Here is a 15,631-nt window from a genome sequence, read left to right on the forward strand (position 1 = left end):
GTATTCGCTCTCCTGATTGAGGGGGCAAACAGTAGCTAGCCCCCGGTCCTGACGGCCACGGGCGGCTGGCGCGCAGTGATATCGAACAGCGTGTACGCCAGGGTCAAATGCTTCACATCCGTGGGCATCGCTCGGTCGACGATGAAACGTACGGGCATCTCAATGCGCTCACCGGGCTGCAACACTTGCTGGGTGAAGCAAAAGCATTCGGTCTTGTGGAAGTACATCGCCGCTTCGGCCGGGGAAATACTGGGTATCGCCTGGGCGGTCATCGGCTTATCAGTGGGGTTGTAGGCCACGAACAGCATCTCGTTGACTGCTCCGGGGTTGACCACAATCTCATCGGCCTTGGAGTGAAATTCCCAGACCATGTCGATGGCGTTGGTGGACAGAAACTGCACCCGCACTTGGCGCGAGGGGTCAACCATTTGCTCACCCTCGTACTGCCCGGCGGTCTTGCCGTTGATGCCGAACGCCTTGCACATCACGTCGTAGATCGGCACGAGGGCGAAGCCGAAGGCGAACATTGCCAGCACCAGGATCAGCAGGCGGGTGACCAGGCGCTTGAGCGGGACGGAGTCAGCCATGGCGCCCACCTGGCTTTGGACTTTCTGTGGGAGCTGGCTTGCCTGCAATGAGGGCCTGAGGGCTGGTAGATTCAGCGCCTGACCTACCGCCATCGCGGGCAAGCCCGCTCCCACAGGGGGAGTATAGGGAGGGCTTCATTTGACCTCCGGCGGCGTGGTGAAGGTGTGATACGGCGCCGGCGAGGGCACGCTCCACTCCAGGCCTTCGGCGCCATCCCACGGTTTGGCCGGCGCAGGCGGGCCGCCACGGATGCACTTGATGACAATGAACAGGAAGAAGATCTGCGTGGCGCCGAACATGAAGGCACCAATGGACGAGACCATATTGAAGTCAGCGAACTGCAGGTTGTAGTCCGGCACTCGGCGCGGCATACCGGCCAGCCCCACAAAGTGCATGGGGAAGAACGCCATGTTCATGCCCACGAAAGACAACCAGAAGTGCAGCTTGCCCAAGGTTTCGTCGTACATGTGGCCGGTCCATTTAGGCAGCCAGTAGTAGGCCGAAGCGAAGATCCCGAAGATCGCGCCGGGCACCAGTACGTAATGGAAATGCGCCACCACAAAGTAGGTGTCGTGGTACTGGAAGTCCGCCGGGGCAATCGCCAGCATCAGCCCGGAGAAGCCGCCGATGGTGAACAGGATCACAAAGGCCACCGCAAACAACATCGGCGTCTCGAACGTCAGTGAGCCTTGCCACATGGTGCTGACCCAGTTGAACACCTTCACGCCCGTAGGCACGGCGATCAGCAAGGTGGCGTACATGAAGAACAGCTCACCCACCAGCGGAATGCCCACCACAAACATGTGGTGCGCCCACACGATGAACGACAGGAACGCGATGCTCGCGGTGGCGTAGACCATCGAGGTGTAGCCGAACAGCGGCTTGCGCGAGAAGGTGGGGATGATCGAGCTGACCGCGCCAAAGGCCGGCAGGATCATGATGTACACCTCGGGATGCCCGAAGAACCAGAACACATGCTGGAACAGCACGGGATCGCCACCACCGGCCGCGCTGAAGAAGCTGGTGCCGAAGTGGATATCCATCAGCATCATGGTCACGCAGCCCGCCAGTACCGGCATCACCGCGATCAGCAGGAACGCGGTGATCAGCCAGGTCCACACGAACAGCGGCATTTTCATCAGGGTCATGCCCGGCGCACGCAGGTTAAGGATGGTGGCGACCACGTTGATCGCGCCCATGATCGAACTGATGCCCATCAGGTGGATGGCAAAGATAAAGAACGTCACGCTTTCCGGGGCATAGGTGGTCGAGAGCGGGGCGTAGAAGGTCCAACCGAAATTCGGCCCGCCGCCGGGCGTGAACAAGGTGGACACCAGCAGCAGGAACGCCGCCGGCAGCAGCCAGAAGCTGAAATTGTTCATGCGCGGCAGGGCCATGTCCGGCGCGCCGATCATCAACGGGATCATCCAATTGGCCAGGCCGACAAACGCCGGCATCACCGCGCCGAATACCATGATCAGGCCGTGCATGGTGGTCATCTGGTTGAAGAACGCCGGCTGCACGATCTGCAGGCCCGGCTGGAACAACTCGGCGCGGATCACCATGGCGAACGAGCCGCCGAGCAGGAACATGGTGAAGGCGAACCACAGGTACATGGTGCCGATGTCTTTGTGGTTGGTGGTCAGCACCCAGCGCATCAGGCCCTTGGCGGGGCCGTGTGCGTGGTCGGCATGACCATGGTCGATCACGGTGCTCATGGCCGTTCTCCTGCAAGCGAGTGAGCGGGACGATTCAGGGCATTGGCAATGAAAGTCGTCATTTGCTTTCCGCCTGTTTCAGAGCCAGCACGTCTTTGGGCGTGACCATGTCGCCTTTGTTATTGCCCCAGGCGTTACGCTCATAGGTCACCACAGCGGCGATATCCACTTCCGAGAGCTGCTTGCCGAAAGCTGCCATCGCGGTGCCGGGCTTGCCGTGATACACGATGCTCAGATGGTCTTTGGCCGGCCCGGTGGCGATTTTCGAACCCTTGAGCGCCGGGAACATCGGTGGCAAGCCTTGGCCCTCAGCCTGGTGACAGGCCACGCAAGTGGTGTGATAGACCTTGTCGCCACGCGCCACCAGTTCGTCCAGCGTCCACTCCTTGGAGGTCAACTCCTTGAGCTTAGCGGCCTCCTCCTTGCGCTCGCCCAGCCAGGTGTCGTAGTCGGCCTTGGACTTGACCTCCACCACGATGGGCATGAAGCCATGGTCCTTGCCACACAGTTCGGCGCACTGACCACGGTAGATGCCGGGCTTCTCGACGCGGGTCCAGGCTTCGTTGACGAAGCCAGGGATAGCATCGCGCTTGACCGCAAAGGCCGGCACCCACCAGGAGTGGATCACATCGGCGGCGGTCACCAGAAAGCGCACCTTGGCGCCCACCGGCAATACCAGCGGCTGGTCGACTTCCAACAGGTAGTGCTCGCCCTTGGTGGCCTGGTTATGGATCTGCTCGGCGGGTGTGGCCAGGTTGCTGAAGAACTCCACATCCTGGCCCAGGTATTTGTAGTGCCACTTCCACTGATAGCCGGTGACCTGGATATCGATATCCGACTCACTGCTGTCGTAGATGTTGATCAGGGTCTTGGTGGCCGGAATGGCCATGGCCACCAGGATCAGCAAGGGCACCACGGTCCAGAGGATTTCCACGGTGGTACTTTCGTGGAACTTCGCCGCTACCTGGCCCGTAGACCGGCGGTGCAGGATCATCGACCAGAACATCGCGCCAAACACGACGATGCCGATCACCACACAGATCCAGAAAATGGTCATGTGCAGGTCAAACACAGCGTGGCTGACTTCAGTAGCCCCTGGCGCCATATTCGTAGTCCAGGCGGCGTGCGCCTGGCCGAATACCGACCACAACAGGAGGCCCATCCAAACGTGTGGATGTCGCGTCATTGCGGGTTCCCCTTTATGTTTCTTGTTATCCCGCCGGTTTGCACCTGCGGCGAAGGGAGCGGCTTCCATACTGCTTACAACCGCCAAGCCTTGCCTGCGTCATGCAGTTGGGCGTCATCAGCTAATTGCGTACAAAACCGAGTATAGACAGCCGTAGCAACCCCGCAATGTGTGGGGGCAAATCAATAGAAACAGACAGACGGAGCCCGTAAAATGGGCGGCGGAATCGTTTATCCGACGAACGATGGCATTTCGATATAACCCCTGCCTATAACCATGAAATAATTATGACAAATGCGTCTTAGGCGCTCGTATAAACGAACTACCTTATCTTCTCCCTTTTCCTAGGCCTGCTTCACTGGAGCCTTCATGAACACCGCCGCATTGCGCGAGCAGATTTCCCGTGCCCATCAACACGAAGCCAGCACCGGCCAGCTCGTCAGCCAGCTGAAGAAACAAGTGCCGCACCTGCATTCGTCCATCGCCTTGGCTGACGGTGATCGCAATATGGTCATGACCCGTTTTGTGACCGCTTACATCGATCTGGTTCCTGATTTGCTCGACGCCGCCAATGACGTGGCCCGTGAGGCCGGGATTGAAAGCCAGATCAAACCGGTACTGAAAATCGCTGAACATTTTTTCCTGCAGCCGCCAGCGATTCTGGCCGGACACGACGGCCTTGATGGCCTGCTGGATGAGGCCTACCTGGCGCATCGCCTGGTCGAAGAAGTGAACGATCTGTATATCAAGCATTTTGGCCAGCCGCTGATTCCAGCGGATACCACCGTGGCCAACGTGATCGCCCATCAACTGATCGGTGAAGACTTCGCCAACCAATTGGATGAAGCCGTGCACCTGGCGGTGGATGAGATGCTTAACGAGGAAAGCTTTGCGCTGGAATCGGTCGAGGCCTATCGCGAACAGCTCAAGAGCCCGCAGACCGAAGCGTCCTGGAAGCGCTGGCCATGCCTGTCGCGCCAGCTTGGGGTTGAGCTGTCGCTGGATCAACCTGCGTAAATCGTCCGGCTTACAAAGATCAACTGTGGGAGCCGGGCTTGCCCGCGATTGGCGGAGTATCAGCCAACAGATTAGTTGACTGAACCAGCGCCATCGCGGGCAAGCCCGGCTCCCACAGTTTTTTGAGAGGTCAGGCAGGCGCTGAGCCGATCCCCACTGTCGTTCTCACACGACCTTCCAGCCGACGCTTCAAACCGCGAGCCTCGATCACCAACGTCGAGCCCTTGGCCGCATTGGCCCGGCCCCATTCTTCCAGCAACTCCAGGCAAGAGTGGTCGATGTAACTCAAGTTGCTCAACGGCACATGCAGGGTGGTCCCCGCAGGTACCGCCGACAACACTTGAGTCAACGCCGGCACCTTCAGAAAGGTCGCCGCCCCCGTCAAACGCAGCTCCATCTCACCTTCCTGGGGCAGGTCGATCAGACTGACTTTCAGGCGCGACGCCTTGAACGCCAGCTTCACCAATGTAAGCCCAAACCCCACCAGCACACCGGTCAGCAAATCGGTGAAGATGATTGCCAGTGCCGTGGCCGCATAGGTGAACATCGGCATCCGCCCATAGCGGCCTAGCGCCTTGAACGCCTTGATGTCTACCAACTTGATGCCGGTGTACACCAGCACACCCGCCAGGCTCGCGACCGGAATGCTCTGCAGCACGCTCGACAGCAAGAGCACGAAACCCAGCAGCCATAGGCCATGGAACATCGCCGACAGACGCGTGGTTGCCCCGGCCTGGACGTTAGCCGAGCTGCGCACGATCACGCCGGTCATTGGCAAAGCGCCAACCAGACCGCAGAGCATGTTGCCCACCCCTTGGGCCGACAATTCCTTATCGAAATCCGAACGTTGACCACTGTGCATGCGGTCCACCGCTGCGGCAGACAGCAGGGTTTCGGCACTGGCAATAAACGCCACGGCGAATGCCGCGATCAGCAACTGTGGGTCCGCCAGGTTCAGCAAGTCGCTGGGGCGCAGCCAGTCGATAGCGTCCGCAAGGTTTTCCGGGACTTCCACGCGCTTGACCTGCAACGCCAGCACCAGGCTGGCAACAGTCGCCAGGCCCACGCCAAGCAACGCGCCAGGTACAAACCGCAGTTGTTGCGGGCGGAATTTGTCCCACAGGTACATCACCAACATCGTCGACAAACCAAGTACGCCAGCCTGCCAGCCGAGCCCGCCGCCGAAGGTAGGAATTGCTGCAGCCAGCGCTGCCGGGAAGCCGGCCAGGTTATCCAGCCCTGAAGGCTTGGGCGCGCCGTCGAGCATCACATGAACCTGCGACAGCACGATCAACACGCCAATCCCGGCCAACATGCCGTAGACCACCGCCGGCGCGGTGACGCGAAACCAGCAGCCCAGGCGCAAACGCCCGGCAACCAATTGCAGGAAGCCGGCCAGCAACAGGATCGGCCCCAGCATCAGCATGCCGTGCTGGCGCACCAGCTCGAACACCAGCACTGCCAGACCCGCCGCCGGGCCGCTGACTTGCAGCGGCGAGCCGGCCAACCAGCCCACCACCAGGCCGCCGATGATGCCAGTGATCAGGCCCTTGGCCGGCGGCATGCCGGACGCAATCGCGATGCCCATGCACAGTGGCAAGGCGACCAGAAAAACAACCACCGAGGCGAGCAGCTCCCGTGGCAATACAGCTTTCAATTGAGCAGCACGCATGATGACTCTCCCGAGGCATTCGCCGGGCGCGGTAAAGCCTGGCTGCATCCATGGCAGCCACCGCATTACCCGGCAGGGAAGTGTTTTAGAAGCGCGCTTTAGGCGTCGCTGAAGGGATCGGCTCGGTGCCGTTCAGCGGTCGGAACGCCGCTTTGTCCGCATCGTAGGCCCGAATTTCGCTGGTCTCGATGTTGTAGATCCAACCATGGATAAACAAATGACCATTGGCCATGCGCGAAGCCACGGAAGGGTGGGTGCGCAAATGTTGCAGTTGGGCGATGACGTTTTCTTCGGTCAGCACCGCCATGCTCTCGCCTTCGTTGGCGCAGTCGCAGTTGTCATGGACCATGGTCTTGGCGACCTCGGCGTGACGCAACCAGGCCTTGACCGTTGGCATCTTTTCCAGACTGTCGGGGTTGAGCACGGCACGCATGGCGCCGCAGTCCGAATGCCCGCACACGATGATGTGCTGTACGCCAAGGGCGAGCACCGCGTACTCGATAGCGGTGGAAACACCACCGTTCATCTGGCCGTAAGGCGGCACCACGTTACCGACGTTACGGGTCACGAACAGGTCGCCTGGGGAGCTTTGGGTGATCAGCTCGGGCACGATACGCGAGTCGGCGCAGGTGATGAACATCGCCCGTGGGCTCTGGGCGGTGGCGAGTTTCTTGAAGAGTTCTTCCTGCTGGGGGAAGACGTCGTGATGGAAATGCAAAAAGCCGTCAACGATATGCTGCAGCGCTGCATCGGCGGATTCCGCCACCTGAGGGGCTGAAGCCGACGCAGCCAACGGCTGTTTATCCTTGTCACTCATGATTCATCCTCTTGATCAATGCAGGGGAGGGTTCAGGTCAGTTCGACGCCATGGCGGTGAAATAGTTGTAAAACAAGCACCGGCCAGGCCGCCGACTCATCAGTCACTCGCTGAACAAGGTAACCGTCGAAACTTAACTCAAACTGAATGAACCGCTCTAGAACGCGGGTTTCAGTGATGTCAAAACGCGACTATTCCTACAGCAGAGATGCACACCTCTCCATCAGTCTACAACAAAGCCATCTGCCTGCCCGGTGGGCAAAACGCCGTGCAATCAAGGTTGAACCCTTCCCGCCGATTCAGCCCCAGACGCTTGATCGCCTTGCTGAAACGCTGCGCCAGCAAATCGGCAAACGGCCCTTCACCGCGCATACGCACGCCAAACCGGCTGTCATACACCTCACCCCCGCGTACTTGACGCACCAGGCTCATCACATGGGCGGCTCGCTGGGGGTAATGGGCCGCCAGCCACTCCTCGAACAACGGCGCCACCTCCAACGGCAGGCGCAGCATCATATACGTCGCGCTTTGTGCGCCGGCCGCGTGAGCTTCGGTAAGCAGGCTCTCCAGCTCGCTGTCGTTGATCATCGGGATCATTGGCGAGCACAGCACGCCCACCGGGATACCCGCGTCGCGCATTACCCGAATCGCCCGCAGCCGTGCCTTGGGCGCTGCGGTGCGCGGTTCCAGAATGCGCTTGAGCTCATCGTCCAGGCTGGTGAGGCTGATCATCACCGCCACCAGCCGCTGGCGGGCCAACTCGGTCAGCAGGTCGAGGTCGCGCAGGATCAGCGAGCCCTTGGTGATGATAGTCACCGGGTGGCGGTAGCGCAGTAGTACTTCAAGGGTTTGCCGGGTGATCCGGTATTCGCGCTCGATTGGCTGGTACGGATCGGTATTGGAGCCCAGGTTGATCGGCGCACACACGTAGCCCGGCTTCGACAACTGCTGTTCCAGCACATCGGCCGCGTTGCTCTTGGCAATCAATCTGGTTTCAAAGTCCAGCCCGGGCGACATGTCCCAATAGGCATGGCTGGGCCGTGCATAGCAGTAGATGCAACCATGTTCACAACCGCGATACGGATTGATGGACCGATCGAACGGCAAGTCCGGGGAGGTGTTGCGGGTGATGATGGTCTTGGCCGTTTCGATACGCACTTCGGTGCCTTGGGTCGGCGGCACTTCCTGGTACCAACCGTCGTCCTCGGCCACGCTGACGGTGGGTGCAAAGCGATTGTGCAGGTTGGTGGCCGTACCCCGGCCACGGGGCGGCAGCGCAGTAGACATGAAAACGCCTCGATACTGTTTTTATATACAGTATCGAGGCGCGAAACTTCTGACCAGTGCCGTTGGGCGGCCAGCGAACTTATCAGTGCTTTTGCGTCACCTGCCCCAGGTCATCGCCCGAGGTGGTGTGCAGATCGTTTTTGCGCAGATCCGCCACATCGCTCGCCTTGACCGGTGCGCCCTGGTTGCCCCAACTGCCACGGATAAAACTGACCACATCCGCCACTTCCTGGTCCGACAGACGCCAGGCAAACGCCGGCATGGTGAAGGTTGACGGCGCCGCATGGGTGGCCGGCAAGGTGCCGCCGTTCAACACAATGTTGATCAACGACGTGGCATCTGCCGTCTGCAACACCGGGTTGCCCGCCAGCGCCGGGAACACCCGCGTATAGCCATCGCCGTCGGTACGGTGGCAGGCCGCGCAGTTGTCGATGTACACCGACGCACCCGGCTTGCTGTCGTCCCCCTTCCACAATGCTTGCGCTACCTGTTTGTCGTACTGGTGCGGCTGATCCTTGGGATCGACAGCCGGCAGGCTCTTGAGGTAACGAGCGATAGCGGTCAGGTCCTCTTGGGACATGTACTGCATGCTGTGCACGACCACATCACTCATGCCGCCGAACACCGCACTGCGGTCGCTGCGACCGGTCTTGAGGAACTGCACCAACTGCTCCTCGCTCCAGCTGCCGAGACCGTCCTTGTGGTCGCCGCGCAGGCTTTTGGCAATCCAGCCTTCCAATGGCGCACTGCCAGAGAGGAAGGCGCTGCCGTCCGTGGCACTCAGGGCTTTTTCCTGCATGGTCAGGGCACGCGGCGTATGGCAGGCGCCGCAATGTCCGAGACCTTCCACCAGGTAGGCACCGCGATCGATCACCGGGTCGGCAGCGGCTTGCGGCTGATGCGCCTCGACTGCCGGGGCAAACATCCAGCGCCAGGCCGCCAACGGCCAACGCATGCTCAGGGGCCAGGGAATATCGCTGTCCTTGTTTTCCTGGGCAACCGGTTCGACCCCCTTCATGAAGTACGCATACAGCGCTTGCATATCGCTGTCGCTGACACGTGCGTAAGACGGGTAGGGCATCGCCGGGTAAAGCGTACTACCGTTCTTGGCGACGCCATGGCGCACGGCCTTGTCGAAATCCTCGAAGCTGTAGTCGCCCAGACCGGTCTTGTCCGGGGTGATGTTGGTGGAGTAGATCACGCCAATGGGCGTTTCCATCGGCAGGCCGCCAGCGAAGGGCTTTCCACCCTTGGCGGTGTGGCAGGCGACGCAGTCGCCGGCGCGCGCCAGGTATTCACCCTGCTTGATCAGATCGGTTTCGGCGGCGCTGATCGAGCAGCTGCTGAACAGCGCCAGGGAGGCGATAACGAGTGCTTTCATGGTCATCGCTCCTTATGCCTGAACCAGCGGGCCGGGGTTTTTGAGGTACTGCTCGCGAATCGCTCGTGCCGACCAATAGGTCAACGCTGCCACCAGGCCGGTAGGGTTGTAGCCCAAGCCTTGTGGGAAAGCGGAAGCACCAGGGACAAAGACGTTGTGTACATCCCAGCTCTGCAAGTAGCGGTTCAACGCACTGGTTTTCGGGTCGGTGCCCATGATCGCGCCACCGTTGAGGTGGGTGGTCTGGTAGGAGGCGGTATTGAAATGCTCACCGACCTTTTTACCCAGCACGGCGATGGCCTTGGGGTTCATGGCCTGGGCCACTTTGCCCATTTTTTCCATCATGAAGCGGTTCATCTTGATGTCGTTTTCTTGCCAGTCGAAGGTCATGCGCAGCAGCGGCAGGCCGTAGGCATCGCGGTAAACCGGGTCCAGATCCAGGTAGTTGCTCCGGTAGGACTGATGGGCACCGTGGGAATCCATTGAGACTTGATGGGTGTAGTAATCGGCGGTGGCGCGCTTCCAGGCACTGCCCCACGCCGGCGTGCCCGGCGGGTTGGACGTACCGGCAATCGGCCGGCTGCCCGCCTGGTTGACCCACATCGGCGACCCCCCCACAAAGCCATGGGGGCCATGGTCAAAGTTGTCGGCGTTGAAGTCGTCGATGGCCACGCCATTGCCGCCCGCGCCGATAAAGTTGTTGGTGTGGGTGTCCTTGTCGAAGAACGCCTTGATGGTGCCCATGTTCTGGTAGGCGAAGTTGCGGCCTACCACACCCTCGTTGGTAATCGGGTCGTAGGGCTTGCCGATGCCCGACAGCAGCATCAGGCGCACGTTATGGAACTGGAATGCGCCAAGAATCACCAGGTCGGCCGGTTGTTCACATTCGCGGCCCTGGGCGTCGATGTAGGTCACGCCGGTGGCTTTCTTCTTGGTGCTGTCGAGGTTGACCTTGAGCACGTGGGAATTGGGCCGCAGCTCGAAGTTGGGCACCTGGCGCAAGGCCGGCAGGATGTTCACGTTCGGCGAAGCCTTGGAGTACATGTAGCACACGTAGCCACTGCAAAACCCGCAGAAGTTGCACGGGCCCATCTGCGCACCGTAGGGGTTGGTGTACGGCCCCGACGTATTGGCCGAAGGCAGGTTGTAAGGTTTGTAACCTACGTCGGTCGCCGCTTTCTGAAACAGCTGGGCGGAGACGGTATTTTTCTGCGCCTCCAGCGGGAACGGGTTGGAGCGATCCGGCGCGTAGGGGTTGCCGCCACGGCCTTCACCGACCAGTTGGCCCTTGACCGTCCAGGCTTGGCCGGAGGTGCCAAAGACTTTTTCCGCATAGTCGAAAAACGGCTCCAGCTCTTCGTAGCTGACGCCGAAGTCCTGGATGGTCATGTCCTTGGGAATGAAGTTCTTCCCGTAGCGCTCTTCGTAATGGCTGCGCATGCGCAGCTCAATTGGATCAACTCGAAAATGCACGCCCGACCAGTGCAGCCCCGCACCACCAACGCCATTGCCCGGCAAGAACGCGCCCAACTGACGATTGGGCAGGGCGACGTCATTCACGCTGTGGCGAATGGTCACCGTTTCTTTGGAGATGTCCTGGAACAGCTTCTTACGCACGCTGTAGGTCAATTCGTCGATGACCTGGGGATAGTTGCCGTCTGGATAAGTGTCCTGCATCGGGCCGCGCTCCAGCGCTACCACGTTGAGGCCCGCTTCTGTCAGCTCTTTGGCCATGATCGCGCCCGTCCAGCCGAAGCCCACAATCACTGCATCCACTTTCTTCATGATGGTCGCCACGTTTACGCCCTCTCGCCGCGAATGGAAACAGCCGGGAAGGGGTATTGCTCGTTGCGTTCCACCCAATCCATGAAATCGGCGCGGGCGCCGGGAAAGCCGATCATGGTCCAGCCGACCATGCCTTTATTACCGCCGTGGATAGGGTCGCAGAAGAAGCCTTCCTTGGTGTTTTGCAGCAAAAGGTTGAAGAACATCTTGGGCGGCACCGCGTCGAAGTGCGCAGCGACTTCACTGCCGCCAGCCTCCAGACGCCTAAGCATATCGTCTCGGGTAGCGCTGTCTTGCGCAGCAAAAGCCTTACCGTTGAACGCTTTCGACCACGCATCCGTACAAGCAATGCCGAGGCGATAGATCTCCTTGGGTACCAATTTGCTTTGCCAGCCCATCTCCGGCGCCGCATCAGCGTTGAACGGGCCTTGCATGAACCACAGGGCGCCACTGGCGTAAGGGGTGTTCATCTGGCGGTCGATGTATTCCGGCGCGCCAGCTTCCAAGGCACCTGGGCCTTGGGCGTCAGCGGGAATCAAGCGCTCGACGGCGGCGTTGATAAACGCCCATTCCTCGGCCGTGAAATAACTTGGCTCGTAGGCTTTGTCGCTGACCGCGGGTTTGGCCGGCTCGGCTTGGGCCGGTTCCGGCGTGGCCATCAACATCGAACCGCCAAGGCCGCTGCTGGCAACCGTGACCACCGGGATCAAGGTCAAGGATTTGCGTAAAAAGTCACGCCGGGGGTTGTCTTGATCTTGATCAGACATAGGTACACCTCATCATGTGGTCACGGGTTTATCCGCCGCTTCTGGGAGCAGCGTGAAGGCTTTGCCGCTAATTGGATCCAAGCAGACACAGCACAATGGCAAACATTAGTTACAAATGATAGCAGGCTAAGAATTCAGAGGCGTCGATTCGGTGACAAAAACACCGGATCAGATCGCAAGCATCACGATTCTTTGACACGGACCTCACGCCGTATTGACCCGCTTTAAGTGAATCTGCGGCCCATCAGCCACTTCCTAGCTCGGTCACGACGTTCATGTTCAACACACGCTTACTGCTCGTTCTCGGCCTGGCGCTCATGAGCCTGTTCAGCACCGTACAAGCCGATGAGGCTGCGTCGATCCGCTCGCCGGAGTGGGCCCAGCCGGTGGGTAACCAATACAACCTGCACCAGATGACACCCACGCTCTATCGCAGCGCATTGCCGGATGGACGTGCGCTGCCGTTATTGCAAAAACTCAAGATCGTTACGGTCATCAACTTCCTGCCAGAATCTGATACGCAGTGGCTCCAATCCTCTGATATCAAACAGGTGCAGTTGAGCTATCGAACCAACCACGTCGACGATGCCGACGTGCTGGCGGCAATCAGAGCGATTCAGGCAGCAGAGGCCGATGGCCCTGTGTTGATGCATTGCAAGCACGGCGCCGACCGCACCGGCCTGATGGCAGCGATGTATCGGGTGGTGGTTCAAGGGTGGAGCAAGGAGGACGCGCTGAACGAAATGACCTTGGGCGGCTTTGGCAGCAGCAATGGTTTCAAGGATGGCGTTCGCTACATGATGAAAGCCGATGTCGACAAGTTGCGCACAGCTTTGGCGAATGGGGATTGCAGCACCAGCGCCTTTGCGTTGTGCTCAATGAAAGGCTGGATCACCACAACGGGTAAGGAAGAAAAAAAATTGTAGGAGCGAGCTTGCTCGCGAAGAACGTTAACGATAACGCGCGTTTTCCTGGATAAACGCCGCGCTGTTGAGTTCTTCGCGAGCAAGCTCGCTCCTACAGTGAGTGCCGGCTTAGTCTTTTTTCAGCTTCGGGTTCGGGAAGAACTGCACTGCCTGCACCTTAGGATCGGCCGGCGCTTTCAACGCGGTGGTATTGACCCTAGTGCCCAATTCCTTGGGCACCGACAGGCCTTGATCATTCAGCGTATCGGTATACCCGCAGGCCACGCATTCGCGGTGCGGCACGCTGTCTTCGGTCCACATCTTCAACTTGTCCGGCTCGCTGCACGCCGGGCAGACCGCCCCGGCGATAAATTGCTTTTTGGTAATCACAGGCCCTTCACTCATGCTGCCGCGTCCTCACTCAAGCCGCTGTGGCGCAAGAGTGCGTCAATCGACGGCGCGCGTCCGCGGAAATCGACGAACAGCACCATCGGCGCCTGGGAGCCGCCACGGGCCAGGATGGCTTCACGGAAGGCACGCCCGGTCTGGGCGTTGAGCACGCCGTCTTCCTCAAACTTGGAGAACGCGTCCGCCGACAGCACTTCCGCCCATTTGTAGCTGTAGTAACCCGCCGCATAACCGCCGGCGAAGATGTGCGCGAAGCTGTTGGGGAAGCGGTTGTAGGCCGGTGGGCGCATGACCGAGACTTCATCGCGCACGCCTTCAAGTACCTGAGCCACGCTGCGACCATCGCCATGGGTGGCGTGCAGTTCAAAGTCGAACAGCGAGAACTCCAGCTGACGCACCATCATCAGGCCGGACTGGAAATTTTTCGCCGCGAGCATTTTTTCCAGCAGGTCCTGGGGCAGGGGCTCGCCGGTTTCGTAGTGGCCGGAGATCAGCGCCAGGCCTTCAGGCTCCCAGCACCAGTTCTCCATGAATTGGCTCGGCAGTTCCACCGCGTCCCACGCCACACCGTTGATACCGGATACGCCGGCGTGCTCCACGCGGGTGAGCAGGTGATGCAGGCCGTGGCCGAATTCGTGGAACAGGGTGGTGACTTCATCGTGGGTCAGCAGTGCAGGCTTGCCACTGTCTGCCGGGGTGAAGTTGCACACCAGGTTGGCCACGGGGCTTTGCAGCACGCCATCAAGGGTACGGCGGCGGTCACGGGCACCGTCCATCCAGGCTCCGCCACGCTTGTTGGCGCGGGCATACAGGTCGAAGAAGAAGCGTCCGACGTGCTCGCCGTTCTCCTTGATCTCGAACAAGCGCACATCCGGGTGCCAGGTGTCGAAGCCTTTAAGCTCAGCGATCTCGATGCCGTACAGGCGCTGCACAATGGCAAACAGGCCGCCCAGCACTTTGTCGATGGGGAAGTAGGCGCGCAGCGCTTCCTGGGACACGCTGTAGCGCTGCTCACGCAGTTTTTCGCCGTAGAAACCGCTGTCCCAGCTCTGCAGATCAGCGCAGCCTTGCTCGGCGGCGTAGGCCTTGAGTTGCTGCAGGTCCTGGGCGGCGAACGGCTTGCTGCGCTTGGCCAGGTCGCGCAGGAAGCTCAGCACCTGGTCGCTGGATTCGGCCATCTTGGTGGCCAGGCTCAGCTCGGAGAACGACGCATAACCCAACAATTGGGCCAGTTCCTGACGCAGGTCGAGGATCTGCTCCATCACCGGGCCGTTATCGTTCTGACCGGCATTCGGGCCCTGGTCCGACGCACGGGTGCAGTAGGCGGCATAAACCTCTTCACGCAGGGCGCGGTCCTGGGCGTAGGTCATGACGGCGTAGTAGCTGGGGAATTCCAACGTGATCAGCCAGCCGTCGAGGCCCTTGGCCTGGGCGGCGGCAGCCATTTGCGCCTTGGCCGAATCGGTCAGGCCGGCAAGTGTCGCCTCATCAGTGACGTGCTTGGTCCAGGCCTGGGTGGCGTCCAGCAACTGGTTGGAGAATTTGCTGCCCAACTCGGACAGCTTGCTCTGCACCTCGGCGTAGCGTTTTTGCTGCTCCGGCGGCAAATCAATACCCGACAAGCGGAAGTCACGCAGGGAGTGTTCCAGAATGGTTTTTTGCGCCACATCGAAACCGGCAGCTTCCGGGCTGTTGGCCAGGGCTTCGAAGGCCTGGAACAGCTCACGGTTCTGGCCCATTTCGGTGGAGTAGGCGCTCAATGCCGGCAGGCACGCCTCGTAGGCTTCGCGCAGTTCGGCGCTGTTGCACACGGCATTGAGGTGGCTGACCGGGCTCCAGGCCGCGCCAAGGCGATCATTGAGTTCATCCATGGCCAGGACCAGGCCGGCCCACGTCGGATTTTTACCCTGGCTTTGCAGGATCTCTGCGATTGCCACGCGGTTGTCGGCGAGGATCTGTTCGATGGCCGGCTGCACGTGCTCGGCACGGATCGCCGAGAACGGCGGCAGGTCGTAGGACTGCAAAAGAGGGTTGTTCGCGCTCACGGTGGGCACCTTGGCTGAAGAAACATGTAGAACAAAGATGGGGCCATCTTAATTA

At 60.2% G+C, this 15,631-nt stretch carries 13 protein-coding genes; 2 read left to right on the plus strand and 11 right to left on the minus strand.

All coding sequences use genetic code 11. The features are described from left to right. Positions 1-35: 35 nt before the first annotated feature. The 3 genes from FXO12_RS17965 to coxB form a co-directional block, all read right to left on the minus strand. Positions 36-587 (minus strand): cytochrome c oxidase assembly protein, encoded by a 552-nt coding sequence (locus FXO12_RS17965; protein ID WP_054920935.1) that lies wholly within the window; start codon positions 585-587, stop codon positions 36-38. A gap of 135 nt (positions 588-722) precedes the next feature. Then, positions 723-2,306, minus strand: coding sequence for a cytochrome c oxidase subunit I (gene ctaD, locus FXO12_RS17970; RefSeq protein WP_003187339.1), 1,584 nt, complete (start codon positions 2,304-2,306; stop codon positions 723-725). Between the two features lie 58 nt (positions 2,307-2,364). Continuing rightward, positions 2,365-3,492, minus strand: coding sequence for a cytochrome c oxidase subunit II (gene coxB, locus FXO12_RS17975; protein WP_032894328.1), 1,128 nt, complete (start codon positions 3,490-3,492; stop codon positions 2,365-2,367). A 369-nt stretch (positions 3,493-3,861) separates the two neighbouring features. Here coxB and FXO12_RS17980 point away from each other — a divergent pair, with 369 nt between their 5' ends. Beyond that, positions 3,862-4,509, plus strand: a complete 648-nt coding sequence (locus tag FXO12_RS17980) for a hypothetical protein (protein WP_003187334.1) — start codon at positions 3,862-3,864, stop codon at positions 4,507-4,509. A 130-nt stretch (positions 4,510-4,639) separates the two neighbouring features. On the opposite strand, the gene FXO12_RS17985 is transcribed toward FXO12_RS17980, so the two are convergent. The 6 genes from FXO12_RS17985 to FXO12_RS18010 form a co-directional block, all read right to left on the minus strand. Then, the gene (locus FXO12_RS17985; protein ID WP_034129222.1) at positions 4,640-6,181 is read right to left on the minus strand and encodes a SulP family inorganic anion transporter; all 1,542 of its coding nucleotides are present in this window, start codon (positions 6,179-6,181) and stop codon (positions 4,640-4,642) included. A gap of 85 nt (positions 6,182-6,266) precedes the next feature. Then, entirely contained in the window at positions 6,267-6,998 is a 732-nt protein-coding gene (locus FXO12_RS17990; protein ID WP_003187331.1) for a carbonic anhydrase, read from the minus strand. 228 nt (positions 6,999-7,226) lie between these two features. After that, the gene (locus tag FXO12_RS17995) at positions 7,227-8,285 is read right to left on the minus strand and encodes a PA0069 family radical SAM protein (RefSeq protein ID WP_057975181.1); all 1,059 of its coding nucleotides are present in this window, start codon (positions 8,283-8,285) and stop codon (positions 7,227-7,229) included. An 82-nt stretch (positions 8,286-8,367) separates the two neighbouring features. After that, positions 8,368-9,666: a cytochrome c gene (locus tag FXO12_RS18000; protein ID WP_057975182.1), complete on the minus strand. Its 1,299-nt coding sequence runs from the start codon at positions 9,664-9,666 to the stop codon at positions 8,368-8,370. A 12-nt stretch (positions 9,667-9,678) separates the two neighbouring features. Then, entirely contained in the window at positions 9,679-11,463 is a 1,785-nt protein-coding gene (locus tag FXO12_RS18005; protein ID WP_032894333.1) for a GMC family oxidoreductase, read from the minus strand. 2 nt (positions 11,464-11,465) lie between these two features. Further along, entirely contained in the window at positions 11,466-12,218 is a 753-nt protein-coding gene (locus tag FXO12_RS18010) for a gluconate 2-dehydrogenase subunit 3 family protein (RefSeq protein ID WP_057975183.1), read from the minus strand. Positions 12,219-12,493: 275 nt separating this feature from the next. Between FXO12_RS18010 and FXO12_RS18015 the strand changes: the two genes are divergently transcribed. Further along, a complete protein-coding gene (locus FXO12_RS18015; RefSeq protein WP_057975184.1) occupies positions 12,494-13,144 on the plus strand; it encodes a dual specificity protein phosphatase family protein in 651 nt (216 codons plus the stop codon). Positions 13,145-13,252: 108 nt separating this feature from the next. Here the strand turns inward: FXO12_RS18015 and FXO12_RS18020 are convergent, their stop codons facing one another. Both FXO12_RS18020 and prlC read right to left on the minus strand, forming a co-directional pair. Continuing rightward, positions 13,253-13,528: a YheV family putative zinc ribbon protein gene (locus FXO12_RS18020; protein ID WP_020301415.1), complete on the minus strand. Its 276-nt coding sequence runs from the start codon at positions 13,526-13,528 to the stop codon at positions 13,253-13,255. Next, complete coding sequence (gene prlC / locus FXO12_RS18025; protein ID WP_054897247.1) at positions 13,525-15,576, minus strand: oligopeptidase A; 2,052 nt, start codon at positions 15,574-15,576, stop codon at positions 13,525-13,527. Before prlC ends, FXO12_RS18020 begins: the two co-directional genes overlap by 4 nt. Between the last annotated feature and the right edge of the window lie 55 nt (positions 15,577-15,631).

Origin of the sequence: Pseudomonas sp. J380 (genome assembly GCF_009827115.1) — a bacterium.
Lineage (GTDB): Bacteria > Pseudomonadota > Gammaproteobacteria > Pseudomonadales > Pseudomonadaceae > Aquipseudomonas > Aquipseudomonas paracarnis.